The organism is Marinomonas sp. PE14-40 (assembly GCF_051623805.1).
Lineage (GTDB): Bacteria > Pseudomonadota > Gammaproteobacteria > Pseudomonadales > Marinomonadaceae > Marinomonas.
Window position 1 is genome coordinate 4,677,084 of record NZ_CP130700.1, and the last position, 13,657, is coordinate 4,690,740.

Genomic DNA, 13,657 nt, shown 5'->3' on the forward strand with positions numbered 1-13,657 from the left:
TAAGACCGCTTATGGGAAGATGATTGATGAAAAAAAGTTAATAATGGGTTGTATTATGTTTGAAATTAACAGTATTCCTGTTTTTATTTCAGTAGTTGAACAAGGTAGTTTCTCAAAAGCCGCTGAAGTATTAGGTTTTTCTAACTCTGGTGTGAGCAAGCGGATTAGTGCTTTAGAGGCGCAATTAGGTGTAAAGCTTTTATACCGATCTACCAGGAAACTGAGTTTAACCGAGGCGGGTGAGCGTTATTATCAACATGCCCAAAGAGCTTTTGAAGCGGCAAAGGAGGCTGAAAGTGCGGCAACAGGATTGCAGCAAGAGGCGCAAGGAGTATTAAGAATTAGTGCGCCTATGTCTTTTTCACGTAGTCATATTGCCCCTATTATCCCTAAGTTTTTAAAAGCTTATCCTAAGATCAGTATTCAAATGGAATTAAGCGATACCTGGTCTGATGTGATATCAGAGGGATATGATCTTGCGTTAAGAGCGGGCGATCTTCCAGATTCCAGTTTGGTTGCTAAGCCTCTAGCGCCATTACACAGTGTGATTTGTGCTGCCCCAAATTATCTAGAAGAGTTTGGTTCCCCCAAACAGCCCGCTGATTTAGTGCAACATAACTGCCTTTTATACTCATATCACTCGACTTCAAATGAGTGGTTTTTTAACCGCAATGATGAAGACGTTAGGGTCGAAGTAAAAGGCAATTATCAGGTAAACAACAGTGACGCATTGAAAGAAGCTTTGCTAACGGGTTTAGGAGTGGGGCGCTTACCTAGTTTTATTGCAGGTGAGGAAATCAAAAAAGGGAATTTAATTCCTTTATTAACAGACTATCAAATGCCGTATAAAAACCTCGTTGCGCTTTATCCCCAGAGGCAATACCTTGCTAAAAAAGTCAGTGTATTTTTGAGTTTTCTAGAAGAGCAATTTGATCAGAATTTGCCTTATTGGGATGATTGGAAAAGGTCACCATCATAACTGTGATCCTGTATGTTTAAAGACATCTCACATTGAATTTATATGACTTGTGGGTTTATCTCCGATCTTGTTTTGAATAAGGATAAGCCCAGTAAAAATATAACAATTAATGCAAAGAGTGATGCCATTACAACCCCGTTCCAGCCATAAGTTTGCCAGAATGGATCAAGGTAAAAACTGCCAAAACTTGCCCCCATATAATAGAAGGTCAGATAGAGGGCACTTGCACTCGCATTGGCTTTTACTTTGGAGCGATTTGCTTGTTTACTGACCCAAGCACTTGCAGTGGAGTGAGTCAGAAAAAAGCCGAAACTATTCATCGTTAAGCCAAAAATGATGGCAAAGAGACTTAATTCTAATGTGATTAGAGAGCCAAGTATTAAAAAACTTGTACCCAGCATCATACAAGTAGGTTGAGAGTATTTAAGGGCTAGTTTTCCTGATAAAGAAGACGCACATGTGCCTGCTAAATAGGTTAAAAACAGCATACCTATCAATTTACTAGAGAGTGAATATGGGGCTGACTCAAGAACAAAAGTGATATAGCTATACTGATTAATAAAAATAAAGAAACTCAAACCACCAATAAGGTAAGTGATTAAAAGATACCTGTTAGCAAGATGATGCTTAAAGTTACTTAAGACTGTTTTTATATTTAACGTTTTTGCAGAAAAGTGTTGAGAATTAGGTAGTAAATAAGCAAAGCTAATGAGACAAATACTTGAAATGCCTGCCATGATAAAAAAGGTATTGCTTAAACCTTGCCATTCACCTAGAAAGCCTCCTAACAGACGGCCTCCAATGCCTCCTAAAGAGTTTCCAGCAATGTATAGACCCACCGCAATTGTCATCGCATCAGATTGATATTCCTCTGCAAGATAGGCTATTGCCATGGCAGGCAGACCGGCTAAAAAGAACCCCTGTACTCCTCTCAATATTAATAAGTCTTGATATTGGGAGGCAAAAGCCAGAGTAAAAGTGGTGATAACAATACCTAGCATGGTTACCAGCATTAACCACTTTCTACCTAAGGCGTCCGAAAGGGGGCCATATATCAATAAAGACAATCCGAGTATAAAAGTGGTAATGGTAAAGCTTGCATTTGCTTCTAACGAAGAAATGGCGAATTTGCTAGCTATCATGGGCAACAGAGGTTGAGTCACATAGACATTGGCAAATACCATAAAAGAGCCAATGAGTAGGGCTAGGTTAGCTCTCCAAAAAATTTTACTGCCTGTCTGAATCACGATATTTACTCAATCTTGTACTGAAGAAAAATTAACTATACGTCGTGTTTTAAAATCAATAAAATTCATATTAATGATCGAATCTATAAGGATTGTTGATGGAAGTTAAACAACTTAGATATTTTTTAGCCGTTTCAGACGATTTAAGTTTTACCAAAGCGGCATCAAGATTAGGGGTAGCTCAGCCAGCTGTCAGCATGTCAATTCAAAAGCTTGAGCATGACCTTGCTTTAACCTTGCTACATCGTGCTGATCGTAAAGTGAGTCTAACGGATGAAGGTAGAGCACTTTACCAGTACGCCCAAAGAATTATTCAGATACATGATGATGCTGAGCTAGAGATGAAGGAGCGTAGAGGCCTAGTAAAGGGGGATGTAAGAATTGGTATTTCAAGCATGCTTGGCTCCTATTATTTCCCGCCTATTCTCATGGCATTTAAACATCAATATCCTATGCTCAACCTTGAAGTGATAGAAGGCGGGACATCCGATCTTCAGCATAAGATCGAAAAAGGTGAGATTGATCTCGGTGTTGTTGTCGCAGAAGATGTGCCAGACAGCTTAGAAATGCGGTCTATTTTAACGGAAGAAATGCTGGTCACGGTGGATGAAACTCATTCTTTCACTGAGTTTGAAAAAATTACCCCAGAGCAGTTCTTTTCGCAGGAATTAGTGATGTTCAAACAAGGTTACTTTCATCGAAAAGCGGTTGATAGATTAGCAAAAGAGACGGGAGCTAGCCTTAATATTGGCTTTGAGACGAATCTTCTTCCTTTAATAAAATCTATTATTAAACAAGGGTTTGGTATCTCAACCTTACTTGCCATGGTGACTCAAGATGATGATGCGCTCATCACTCGACCCTTTGATCCGCCTATTTTTTTAGATCTAAATATTGCTTGGCGTAAACATGGTTATTTATCCCATGCTAACAAGGCTTTTCTGGATTTTTTACTAGCATATACTCTTACACAAAAGACATAATTTTAAAATAATACATTGAGCAAGATTTGCTAAAAGGGTGCTTGTTAAACTCACTTTACTGAAACAAAGAAGGGAATGCTTGAATGACGACATCTAAAATACGTTATGAATCTCGATTGCAAAAGTTGATTGATTATATCTACTCACATCTAAATGAGAATTTGGATTTAATCACAATGGCTGAGGTGGCGGGGATCTCCCAATATCACCTGCATCGAATTTATACCAGTATTTATGGGGAAAGCCTTTCCAGTATGATAAAGCGCCTACGTTTACATAAATCTGCTGGTTTATTGGTGAATACAGATTTAGTCATTGAAGAGGTGGCTAAGCAATCGGGCTATCGTCACCTTCAATCATTCTCTCGTGCTTTCAGTGCTGAGTTTGGCGTTCCTCCAGCTGGCTTTCGACAGCAAAGGTTGCCTGAACGTAATAAACACATCGACTTATTAACGCCACAAGACGTGGCGAGGGAGAAAATGAGTATGCAAAATTCTAAGATGAATAATGAGTTTTCAGTCACACTTGAGCAAGTAGAGCAAGATTTAGCTCTAGTAGTTTACCCTCATCAAGGTTCTTATATGAACATAGGGCAAGCTTTTGAGAAGCTTTCCGGCTGGGCGGGGGTGCGTCAATTATTCGATCAAGATAGCCGCATGATGGCTGTCTATTTTCATGACCCAGATAATACGCCAGAACAAGATTTGCGCTCTCTTGCTGGGTTAACACTCGCTCTTGAAAAACAGCCAAGTTTAGAGGCTCCTTTTGAGCAATATCAAATAGATGCCGGTAAATATGCTGTTTTACACTTTAAAGGACCTTATGCAGATATGCACAGCGCTTATCGTTGGTTCTTTGGCACCTGGCTTGCTGAGTCTGGTTATGAAGTGGCAGATAAACCGCCATTTGAAGAGTACTTGAATGATCCAAGGCAAGTTCCTCCAAGTGAATTACTCACTGACATTTATATGCCACTTAAATAGCGAGCTGATGTTTGTTAAATGGAGTATAGCAACTAACCATAAAGCTAAAGTGCTTTATGGTTAGTTGGTTTTATTAGGCTAGACGGCGGAACTGCTTAACCAGAGAGTCTTGATCTCCTAGCTGCTGGCTTAAGCTTGAGCACTCTTTCACAGTTTCATTTGCTAGAGAAGACGTGCTACTACAGACATCACTGATAGATTGAATATTGGCATTCATTTCACTTGATACTTGTGCCAGTTCATGGATCGCACTGGCAATTTGATCATTTTTATTTGAAATATCCTTTACCTGATTGGAGGATGCACGTAACTTTTCACCTGTGCGCTCTGCGCTTTCTACACAAATATCTGCTTGGATATTACCTTCTTTCATGGCTGATACTGCATCTAAAGTCGCTCCCTGAATTTGAGTAATAACCTCCTGAATCTCCTTAGTCGAATCTTGACTGCGTTTAGCCAAGGCTCTTACTTCGTCAGCCACAACCGCAAACCCACGTCCTTGCTCGCCAGCTCTAGCCGCTTCAATTGCTGCATTAAGCGCTAACAAGTTTGTTTGCTCTGCGACGCCTTCGATAACACCTAATACATCATTAATTGTTTTGCCGTGCTCTTCTAATTGGCCTATCACATGTGATGCATTATTGAGTTGGCCCGCAAGGCTATGAATGGAGTTAACGGTTTCGCTTACTGCTTGTAATCCATCTGTGGTGGCATCATTAGCTTGTTTTGCAGCATCAGACGTATTGACTGCATTTTCAAGGATTTCATTGGCAGTGGCATTCATTTGGCCAACAGCAGTAGCAACCAGCTCTGTTTCTTGAGTTTGTTTATCCAAGTTATCTGCTGTCATCGAGCCATTATTACTGGATATTTGGGCTGAAGAACCAAGTTGAATATTAGAATCTTGAATTCTACCTACTATGGCATTTACTTCGAATTGGCGCATTTTTAAGGCTAACTTTATTTCAGATATATCGTTAATCTTGTCGTTATAAATAAGCTCCATAAGAGGATTATTAAAGATCTTTCTCGACTCTATACTTAAGGCTTCGAGTGGTCTGGTAAGCCAATAGGTTGCTAATGAGCTAGTTAAGAATAAAAACACCAAAGCACCAATTGGCGATACACTTTGGATAAAAGAGGAAATTACTAAGCAAGGTAAGAAACTGAGGCAGGCTCTTTGCCAGAGTCGTGTACGGGGAAGCTTAAGTGCGAGAGGGCTCTTACCAGAACGGATTTTTGCATAAATCTTTTCTGCATTTTCCACATGTTTTCTTTTTGGCGTTAAACGTACTGATTGATACTCGGTTGTTTTACCATTCTGAATAATGGGGGACGCGAAGGCATCAACCCAATAATGATCTCCGTTTTTACAGCGGTTTTTTACTAGACCCATCCACGATTTTTGCTGTTTGAGGTTATCCCACAAATTTTCAAAAGCCGCTTCTGGCATGTCTGGGTGTCGAACAATATTATGGGGTTGCCCTAGTAATTCTGACTCACTGAACCCAGAAAGGCTAACAAAGTCTTTACTTACATGGGTAATATGGCTAGAAGGGGAGACAATAGATAGAATGTTAAAATCTTCAGGGTAGCTTTGTTCTTTGCCTGTGACTGGGTTGTTTATTCTCATAGTTTTCTCAGTAAATACTCTAAAGCTAATACAAATGTCGGTAAAGTTTTCACTAGTTCACGAACAGTGTATATGCCTTGAGAGCGCTTATTTGTAGTGAAAAGTTTACTGAAATAATGGCAATTTCATTTTAGTGTAAACTTGTGTTTTAAAAATGATATGGGTCAGACGAAGGTCAAATGAATGTTTTTTTAAAGATCTTTATTTCTTCAATTATGTTCACTTTTCCACTCTTTTAGAGACAAAAAAGCGCTTTTTAAGGGTAAAAGATAAATTTATAATGAGCCTGGAACGCTTTGATTTCATCCTAAAGAAGGTCTTAGGTAGTGATGGATAACCGCTTTATTTTTATAAATCCTTAAGGCTTCCTTAAGCTTTGAAAGTTAGGCTAGCGAATCTGAGGTTAATCACCTTTTAATGTAAAAGGTGCGAGTAAGCTGCTATTAGTATTCGAGTTTAGATTCTCGTTTTATATTTAAAGAATTTTGAGCAGGCAAGAAAATCGAGGAACTTGTTCCCTAGTTATTAATTAATATTTGAGAGAATGAAATGAAACTACTAATTACCTGCCTTTTAATCGCAATGACTAGCTTTGCAAATGCTTTTTCTTATACGCAAAATTTTACTCAAGCAGAGCTGCAACAAGAAGTTGAGAAAGTAATGCCGATTGTTAAAAAGAAATACTTTATGACAATCACCTTATCTGATCCAAAAATTGACTTGATAGAAGGCTCTGATGAGCTAGGCCTTAAGTCTCATATTAATGTGAGTGCACCGGGCGGCTTGCAAGGGGATGGGATAGTTCATGTGGTAGGTCAACTTGATTACAATCAAACTGAAGGAGCGCTTTATTTCAAAAATGCTCGTTTAATTGAATTGAGCCTTAATGGCGTACCATCAGAAATTCAGCCAGAGCTGAAAAAAATTGCCCAGTCTAGCCTGACTAGAACCTTATCTCAGCGTCCTGTTTATGTACTAAATGATCAGGATGTAAAACAGAAGATTGCTAAAGCTACCTTGCAATCCATCATTGTTAAAAACCAAGAGTTAGAAATTACTTTTGGTATTCTTTAATTCGCAATAAGCTTGTTATAAGGCTCAAATGGAAGTTTTAGAAAGAAGGCGTTTTCCTAATGAAATGCCTTCTTTTTTTGTGTCAGTATTTTTTAGCTACTCTTTTATTAAGGTCGCCACTGACTGAATATTAATGGCATCATGGCGCCAATATTCGATATCACAGTCGATTAAGCGGCCATTTTGATCATGGTTTACTCTCTCTACAAGCATGGCTGTACTACCGGATGTTGCCCTAAGTGCTTGTGCGATCTTGCCTTGTAGTGAACTTGTTCGAATATGGTAACGGGTTTGGCTATAAAGAATATCGTAATCATCTTTATAGGTTTGAGTCAGTGACTCAATAAAATCCTTTTCTTGCAATTCTGGAAAATACTCAGCGATCACATAGTTTATGGTGACTGCGACTGGTCTGTCATCTAAGAAGCGCAACCTTTCTAATTTGAATACCTGAGTAAAAGCTTCTACCCCTAGCAGCTTGGCGGCATCTTTTGGACATGGTAATAACTCAGAACTTAACAATTCAGACCTTGGCTCTCGTTTTGCTTTAAGTGCCATGGTTTTGAAATTGTCTGTATTCGTCGGATCATAGGAAAGTGGCCTTGGAGAAACAAACCAACCACGTCGATCTTCGCGGAAAATCTTGCCATCAGACTCTAATAAAGAGAGGGCTTCTCTTAATGTTACCCGGCTCGTGTTAAAGGTTTCTGCTAGCTTCCTCTCTGCAGGGAATTTGCTTCCTGGGGCGAGTAACCCCGCTTCAATTTGTTCATTGATGGATTCCATTATTTTTAGATACTGCAAAAAAGCGTTTCCTATCATTAAAAGCGAGTGGGGTATTTTGGAAATCATAACAAAGGCACCTTCTTTACTAAAGTAGGTGCCTGAAAGTTAACTAGGGAACCTGCGAATAAGTCCTCCCGCCTCAGCGTGTGGATAAAAGCCGTTAGATTTATGGCGAGGAGCGCAACTTAATAGTGATTCTATTGATAAGGTTCTCAACATAAAGATAAGGCTTTTAGGCCACGCCCTTCGGGTCTTTCAGAAAAAGTAACACCCTGTGTTGTCACTTCTCGCAAGGTGCCTACATTACGTCAAAGTAACGCCTTGTGTGATACGTTTTCTGAAAAGACTGAGAAGAGGTGACTTAATCGCAGGTTCCCTAGGTTGCCGCCAAGCTTGAAACTTAAAGTGAAAGGCCTGTTGTAATAAGCTGTGGGCTATTTTTACTAACACACATGTAAGCATGATCAGGCTTGCCATGGCTGCTGCTGCACCTAAGTTACCTGTATCGCTGATATTCAACACAGCGACAGCTGCAGGGAGTGTATTACTTGAATATAAGAAGATGATGGCTGAGGTCGTCGTCATGGCATTGATAAACAGATATATTCCAATGTCTAAGATCGCTGGTAAACACACAGGTAAGGTGACTTTAAAGAAAATCTTATATTGAGGAACTTTGAGAGAGTCAGCGACCGCTTCAACTTCTTGTGGCAATTGCTTTAATGCACTTAATGCCGTGAGGTGTCCCACAGTATAGTAGTGGACCAGCGTATTAATGATTAAAATCGCTAAGGTGCCATAAAGTAAATTAAGAGGATTACTCGGATGATTAAAGAAGAAGATATAGCCTAAACCAAGCACCATGCCAGGTACCGCCATAGGCAGTAAGCAAAGCATTTGTAAAACTTGCTTTAAACCTTTGTTTAGCTCTCCTTTCTCTAGTAAATAAGCACCTATAAAAATAATCAAGGCTCCAATAATTGCAACCAAACTGGCGAGCTTGAGAGAGGTAAAGTAAGGCTGCCATCCATATACACTAAACTTGCTGAATTGGTAATTATCTAAGCTAATGCTCATATTCCATGGCCAAAACTTTACTAAAGAAGCATATAGCGCCATTCCCAAAATACATAGAATAAGTAAGGCAATGGCGCTGCAAAAAATAAAACAGGCAAGGTCTTTCTTCGCATTAGTTTTAGGCTTATAAACAATCGAGTTAGCGCTAAATAGCTGCTGTTGTTTTTTCTGGACTCTATTATCTAAAAAGAAGGTGATGAGTGCGGGTAAGAGTAATAATACGCTGGTCACTGCAGCCATTGAGAAATTCTGCTGACCTACCACCTGCTTGAAAATATCTGTGGCCATCACATTAACATTCCCTCCTATCACTTTAGCGACGCCAAAATCACAAACAGCTAAGGTAAAAACCACCATAAATGCACTGATTAAACCATACTTGGCTGTTGCAAGTGTGACGGTAAAGAAGGTCTTAGTCGGGGATAGCTTGAGAGCTGATGCCGCTTCGTACAATCTTGCATCTGTTGTCTTTAATGCGGTATTAATAATCATAAAAGCATGAGGAAAGCACCAAAAAATCAAACCTATCATTATGCCTATCATGCCGTAAATCGAATGGCCTAATAGCACTTCTTTGATTAATCCTTGATTGCCAAACAAGTAAATTAGGCTAATGGCGGGGAGAAGTGAAGGGGCGAAGATAGGGCCTAAAGCAATATTGGCAAAAATGTTTTTACCCGGCATGCAAGATCGATTAATTGCATAGGCATAGGCAAAAGCTAGGATAGAAACAATGGTACTAACAGAAAATCCCAAAGTTAATGTCGTAACAAAGGACTGCCTTAAGGCTGGACTTTGTAAGTAGTTAATAAAGTTGGTCAATGCAACAAAGCTGCCCTGGCTGTCCAGTACACTTTTTTGTAGCATGCTAAAAAGTGGGGCAGCAGTGAAAGTGAAAAGCATTAGACTCAATAGACTAATTAAGATGAACTTAATCAGGATGTCAGTACTTAGAAAAGGTAGCCACTTTGCTTGGTTAGTAAGAGGATGAGACACCAGCCCAAATGCTTTATGTCTTACTGCACTGGCTGAAGAATCTGCTTTTTCTTCAGCCGTTACAAATGCATCAAGAAAGTCTTTGCTAGGCAAATGTCGACGCGTATCTGAGTCTTTGCCTTGCTGGTTTTTTTGCTTCTCTACTTGATTGCCAAGAGTGTAGTCAAATACCTGAGCGCCTGTTGTTTTCATCTTAGTTGTCATCATTGGCTTATCTCAGTACGAAAGTAGTGAAGTTTGTTATGAGGGAAATGAACTTGTTTCTCATCACCAATTTTAAGGCCTAGGTTAAGGCTTTCTTGTAAGGGAATTTCGACCTGTATTACTTGTTCTCCCATCGTATTTCTACTGGCTGCTTCACTACTTATGAGTTGGCAATCCACTTTAATGTTCGCACCTTGGAAGGTAAGTGATTGAATATTGATAGGGAAACTGACTTTAGATACGACTTCTTGGTTTTCAACTTCAGGATTAGAGAACTGAATATCTTCAGGGCGTACACCTAGGATAAGAGATTGCTGTACATCAGATTTTGTATTTTCTATATAGTCATTAATAAACTCAGGCCAAAGAGGAGAGAAATTTTGACCTGCTAGTTTAAACGTCTTGTCTTTACCTAGTTGTGCAGGGAGAAAGTTCATACTGCCGACAAAATTAGCAACAAAATGGGAGGCCGGCTCTAGATATATTTCACTGGGAGTGCCCACTTGCTCTATCTTGCCGTGATTCATCACTACAATTTTATCAGCCATTACCATGGCTTCTTCTTGGTCGTGGGTGACCATTATGGTGGTGATTCCTAATTGCTTTTGTAATTGGCAGATCTCAGTGCGCAAGTGATGCCTCACTTTGGCATCCAACGCAGATAAGGGCTCATCGAGTAAAAGTAAACCAGGAGATAGAGCCAGCGCTCTTGCAAGAGCAACCCTTTGTTGCTGACCACCAGACAGTTGGCTTGGAAACTTATCTCCAGAACCTACTAGGTCAATAACAGACAACCAATGATTAACTTTCTTATGCACCTCTTTCCTGTTGTGACCCTGTTGTTTAAGAGCCAAAGCAAGGTTATCTGCCACGGTTAAATTAGGAAAAAGCGCATAGGATTGAAACACAATACCAAAGTCACGTTGGCTTGCAGGTAAGCGGGTAATATTTGTATTAGCTTGGGTAATAACACCTTGATCAGCAATCTCTAAACCAGCAATACAACGTAATAGGGTTGTCTTACCACAGCCAGATGGCCCTAAAAAACAAATAAACTCTCCTTCTTCAACATTAAGAGAGATATCTTCCAAAGCTTTAAAGTTGGCAAAGGATTTGTTGAGCTTGTGTATGTTTAAATAGGCTGACATGTGCATCCCTAATTTGGTCTATTAGATGTTGAGTTTTACGCTTGCTGTGTGACCGCATGATGACGTTAGCAAAGAGTCTTTTATGATTGTGGCAAGCCGGAGTGCTTGGCTTGCCACAAATAAAGCTTTGAGGCTTATTTAGGTTCAGATTTGGCATCAAATTTTTGAGACCAAGTCGCAAGCGTAGCGCTTCTACCTTGTGCCATAGTGCTAAAGTCTAATTTCACCATAGCGGTTTCAACATCAGGATAATTTGCTACTTTCTTGTTTACCTGTTTGTGAGAAACAATAGGATAGAATTGGCTGTAAAGTTCGTTGGCTTTACGAGACAGTGACCATTCAACAAGGCGTTTGGCTGCTTCGGACTGAGTGTTTACTAAGCCTACTGCTTCCGCTTCCCAACCTATTCCTTCACTTGGCATAAGAATATCAATCGGTGCGCCTTGTGATTTCAATTTCGCACCACGACTCGCCATAGAAATACCAATTGCAACCTCACCCATGGCGGCTTGAACGCAAGGTTTAGAACCTGAATGGGTGTAGTGAGCAATGTTTTGATCTAGTTCTTGCATAAACTGCCATGCTTTTTGCTCTCCCATGGTTTGTAACCAAGTCGATACTTGCATATAGCCAGTGCCTGAAGATGCAGGGTTCGGCATGGCAATGTGACCTTGATAAACCGACTTAGTTAAGTCCTTCCAGCTGTTTGGTTTAGGTAAGTTGTTTGCCTTAGCAACTCTTTCGTTAAAGCATACGGCATTGAAAAAAGCATCATTACCGAACCAAGCTTGTTGTGCTTCAGGGTCATTTAGATAGGAGCGAGTTTCAGCCAAACCTTGTGGTACATAATGTTTTACTATGCCTTCGTTTTTAAGTAGAGCCATAGAAGAGCCAGCTAGCCCCCAAATGACTTCTGCTTGAGGGTTATTTTTTTCAGCTAAGAGTTTTGCCGTCATTATGCCAGTGGAGTCTCTCACCCAACGGATAGTGATATCTGGGTTTTCAGCTTCAAAACCTGCTTTGTAAGGTGCAAGTTGCTCTGTTTCAAAAGCCGTGTAAACAGTTAGCTCTTCTGCACTTGCAAGTGAGCTAGTGAACATGGCAGCGCATAGAGAAGTGACACCAAAACATAAAGACGTGTGAAGCTTGGAGAAGGTTTTCATAAGTTTTCCTTTTGGTATTTACCAGATTGTTTGTTTCATACTAAAAAAGGAATGTGACACTCATGTTTCAAAGATAAGTCATTTTATTAAGTTTTAATGACAGCGAGGTTTTGTACATATGTTTGACTTTTTTGCTCATATTTTATTAAAAACACCTAATTATAAAATAATTCACAGATAAAATTTTCAGTTATGGCTTTACAAGAAAGCAAAATTGTCAGTATAGTCTTTCGAAACTGGTATATACCAAATGGAGTTTTAGATGCAAAACCTCGAAAATCAATATTTATTATTGACCCCTGGCCCATTAACAACGACCAAAACAGTTCGCGAAGCCATGTTACAAGATTGGTGTACTTGGGATGATGAGTACAATTTAGATATCGTGCAGGTTATACGATCTAACTTAGTTTCATTGGCGGTGTCGGCGCCAAATAAAGAACAATTTACAGCGACCTTGATGCAAGGTAGCGGTACTGCATCAGTTGAAGCAACAATTGGTACTGTGATACCTGAAGGCGGTAAATTGCTAGTGGTTAATAACGGTGCTTATGGCGCACGAATGGCTGAGATCGCAGGTTATTTAAAGCTAGATTGTCATGTTCTAGAGCTAAGTGAAATGACTATGCCAAGCGCCTCCATGATAGATGAAATCTTGCAGGAAGATAGTCAGATCACCCATGTTGCTATGGTGCATTGTGAAACAACGACAGGCATGTTAAATCCTGTTAAAAGCGTCTGTGAGACAGTAAAAAAGCATGGCAAAGTAATGATATTAGATGCTATGTCTAGCTTTGGTGGTATACCGCTTGATATGTCTGAATTAGGTATAGACTTCCTCATTAGTTCTGCGAATAAATGCATTCAAGGCGTGCCTGGTTTTGGTTTTGTTATTGCCAATAAAGACCAGCTACAAGCCTGCCAAGGTCAAGCTCGCTCGCTTTCGTTAGACCTTTATCAGCAATGGTTATGTATGGAAGCGAACAAGGGAAAGTGGCGCTTTACGTCTCCTACTCATACAGTGAGAGCCTTTGCTCAAGCTATGTCTGAGTTAGAAGAAGAAGGAGGTGTAGAGGTTAGATACCAGCGTTATTCACAAAACCAAAAAATACTGGTTGAAGGCATGCTGGGATTAGGCTTTAAATGCCTATTAGATGAGAGTCTACACTCGCCTATTATCACGTCTTTTTACTCCCCAAAAGAGCAAGGTTACAACTTCAAAGATTTTTATAATGCATTGAAAAAACAGGGCTTTGTTATTTACCCTGGTAAGGTTTCTGATGCTGATTGCTTTCGAATTGGCAACATAGGAGATGTGCATCCTAAGGATATTGAGCGTCTTATTTTAGCTATTAGTAATGCTATGTACTGGTTGAAATAATAG

The 13,657-nt window shown here is 39.8% G+C and carries 11 protein-coding genes; 5 read left to right on the plus strand and 6 right to left on the minus strand.

The window, feature by feature from the left end; translation table 11 throughout:
* Positions 1–55: 55 nt before the first annotated feature.
* Positions 56–979: a LysR family transcriptional regulator gene (locus Q0A08_RS21675; RefSeq protein ID WP_438463584.1), complete on the plus strand. Its 924-nt coding sequence runs from the start codon at positions 56–58 to the stop codon at positions 977–979.
* Positions 980–1,017: 38 nt separating this feature from the next.
* On the opposite strand, the gene Q0A08_RS21680 is transcribed toward Q0A08_RS21675, so the two are convergent.
* On the minus strand, positions 1,018–2,226 hold the full coding sequence (locus Q0A08_RS21680) for an MFS transporter (RefSeq protein ID WP_438463585.1): 1,209 nt from the start codon (positions 2,224–2,226) through the stop codon (positions 1,018–1,020).
* A gap of 98 nt (positions 2,227–2,324) precedes the next feature.
* Here Q0A08_RS21680 and Q0A08_RS21685 point away from each other — a divergent pair, with 98 nt between their 5' ends.
* Together Q0A08_RS21685 and Q0A08_RS21690 are read left to right on the plus strand one after the other, a co-directional pair.
* A complete protein-coding gene (locus Q0A08_RS21685; protein WP_438463586.1) occupies positions 2,325–3,209 on the plus strand; it encodes a LysR family transcriptional regulator in 885 nt (294 codons plus the stop codon).
* A gap of 83 nt (positions 3,210–3,292) precedes the next feature.
* Positions 3,293–4,192, plus strand: a complete 900-nt coding sequence (locus tag Q0A08_RS21690) for an AraC family transcriptional regulator (protein ID WP_438463587.1) — start codon at positions 3,293–3,295, stop codon at positions 4,190–4,192.
* Positions 4,193–4,265: 73 nt separating this feature from the next.
* On the opposite strand, the gene Q0A08_RS21695 is transcribed toward Q0A08_RS21690, so the two are convergent.
* Entirely contained in the window at positions 4,266–5,825 is a 1,560-nt protein-coding gene (locus Q0A08_RS21695; protein WP_438463588.1) for a methyl-accepting chemotaxis protein, read from the minus strand.
* A gap of 549 nt (positions 5,826–6,374) precedes the next feature.
* Here Q0A08_RS21695 and Q0A08_RS21700 point away from each other — a divergent pair.
* Entirely contained in the window at positions 6,375–6,899 is a 525-nt protein-coding gene (locus tag Q0A08_RS21700) for a DUF1439 domain-containing protein (protein ID WP_438463589.1), read from the plus strand.
* A 96-nt stretch (positions 6,900–6,995) separates the two neighbouring features.
* Here Q0A08_RS21700 and phnR read toward each other — a convergent pair whose 3' ends face one another.
* The 4 genes from phnR to Q0A08_RS21720 all read right to left on the minus strand — a co-directional run bounded on the left by phnR (position 6,996) and on the right by Q0A08_RS21720 (position 12,273).
* Positions 6,996–7,703 carry a phosphonate utilization transcriptional regulator PhnR gene (phnR, locus tag Q0A08_RS21705; RefSeq protein WP_438463590.1) on the minus strand — a complete coding sequence of 236 codons (708 nt, stop codon included), beginning with the start codon at positions 7,701–7,703 and terminating at the stop codon, positions 6,996–6,998.
* Positions 7,704–7,988: 285 nt separating this feature from the next.
* Positions 7,989–9,965 carry a putative 2-aminoethylphosphonate ABC transporter permease subunit gene (locus Q0A08_RS21710; RefSeq protein ID WP_438463591.1) on the minus strand — a complete coding sequence of 659 codons (1,977 nt, stop codon included), beginning with the start codon at positions 9,963–9,965 and terminating at the stop codon, positions 7,989–7,991.
* Complete coding sequence (locus Q0A08_RS21715) at positions 9,962–11,110, minus strand: putative 2-aminoethylphosphonate ABC transporter ATP-binding protein (protein WP_438463592.1); 1,149 nt, start codon at positions 11,108–11,110, stop codon at positions 9,962–9,964. Before Q0A08_RS21715 ends, Q0A08_RS21710 begins: the two co-directional genes overlap by 4 nt.
* A gap of 134 nt (positions 11,111–11,244) precedes the next feature.
* Positions 11,245–12,273 carry a putative 2-aminoethylphosphonate ABC transporter substrate-binding protein gene (locus Q0A08_RS21720; RefSeq protein ID WP_438463593.1) on the minus strand — a complete coding sequence of 343 codons (1,029 nt, stop codon included), beginning with the start codon at positions 12,271–12,273 and terminating at the stop codon, positions 11,245–11,247.
* Between the two features lie 262 nt (positions 12,274–12,535).
* Here Q0A08_RS21720 and phnW point away from each other — a divergent pair, with 262 nt between their 5' ends.
* Positions 12,536–13,654: a 2-aminoethylphosphonate--pyruvate transaminase gene (gene phnW, locus Q0A08_RS21725; RefSeq protein WP_438463595.1), complete on the plus strand. Its 1,119-nt coding sequence runs from the start codon at positions 12,536–12,538 to the stop codon at positions 13,652–13,654.
* Positions 13,655–13,657: the final 3 nt, after the last annotated feature.

Bases quoted from the DNA above. Each gene is read 5' to 3' on its own strand.
- Q0A08_RS21675 (WP_438463584.1), top strand. From the start codon at position 56: ATGTTTGAAATTAACAGTATTCCTGTTTTTATTTCAGTAGTTGAACAA.
- Q0A08_RS21685 (WP_438463586.1), top strand. From the start codon at position 2,325: ATGGAAGTTAAACAACTTAGATATTTTTTAGCCGTTTCAGACGATTTA.
- Q0A08_RS21690 (WP_438463587.1), top strand. From the start codon at position 3,293: ATGACGACATCTAAAATACGTTATGAATCTCGATTGCAAAAGTTGATT.
- Q0A08_RS21695 (WP_438463588.1), bottom strand. From the start codon at position 5,825: ATGAGAATAAACAACCCAGTCACAGGCAAAGAACAAAGCTACCCTGAA.
- Q0A08_RS21700 (WP_438463589.1), top strand. From the start codon at position 6,375: ATGAAACTACTAATTACCTGCCTTTTAATCGCAATGACTAGCTTTGCA.
- Q0A08_RS21710 (WP_438463591.1), bottom strand. From the start codon at position 9,965: ATGATGACAACTAAGATGAAAACAACAGGCGCTCAGGTATTTGACTAC.
- Q0A08_RS21715 (WP_438463592.1), bottom strand. From the start codon at position 11,110: ATGTCAGCCTATTTAAACATACACAAGCTCAACAAATCCTTTGCCAAC.
- Q0A08_RS21720 (WP_438463593.1), bottom strand. From the start codon at position 12,273: ATGAAAACCTTCTCCAAGCTTCACACGTCTTTATGTTTTGGTGTCACT.
- phnW (WP_438463595.1), top strand. From the start codon at position 12,536: ATGCAAAACCTCGAAAATCAATATTTATTATTGACCCCTGGCCCATTA.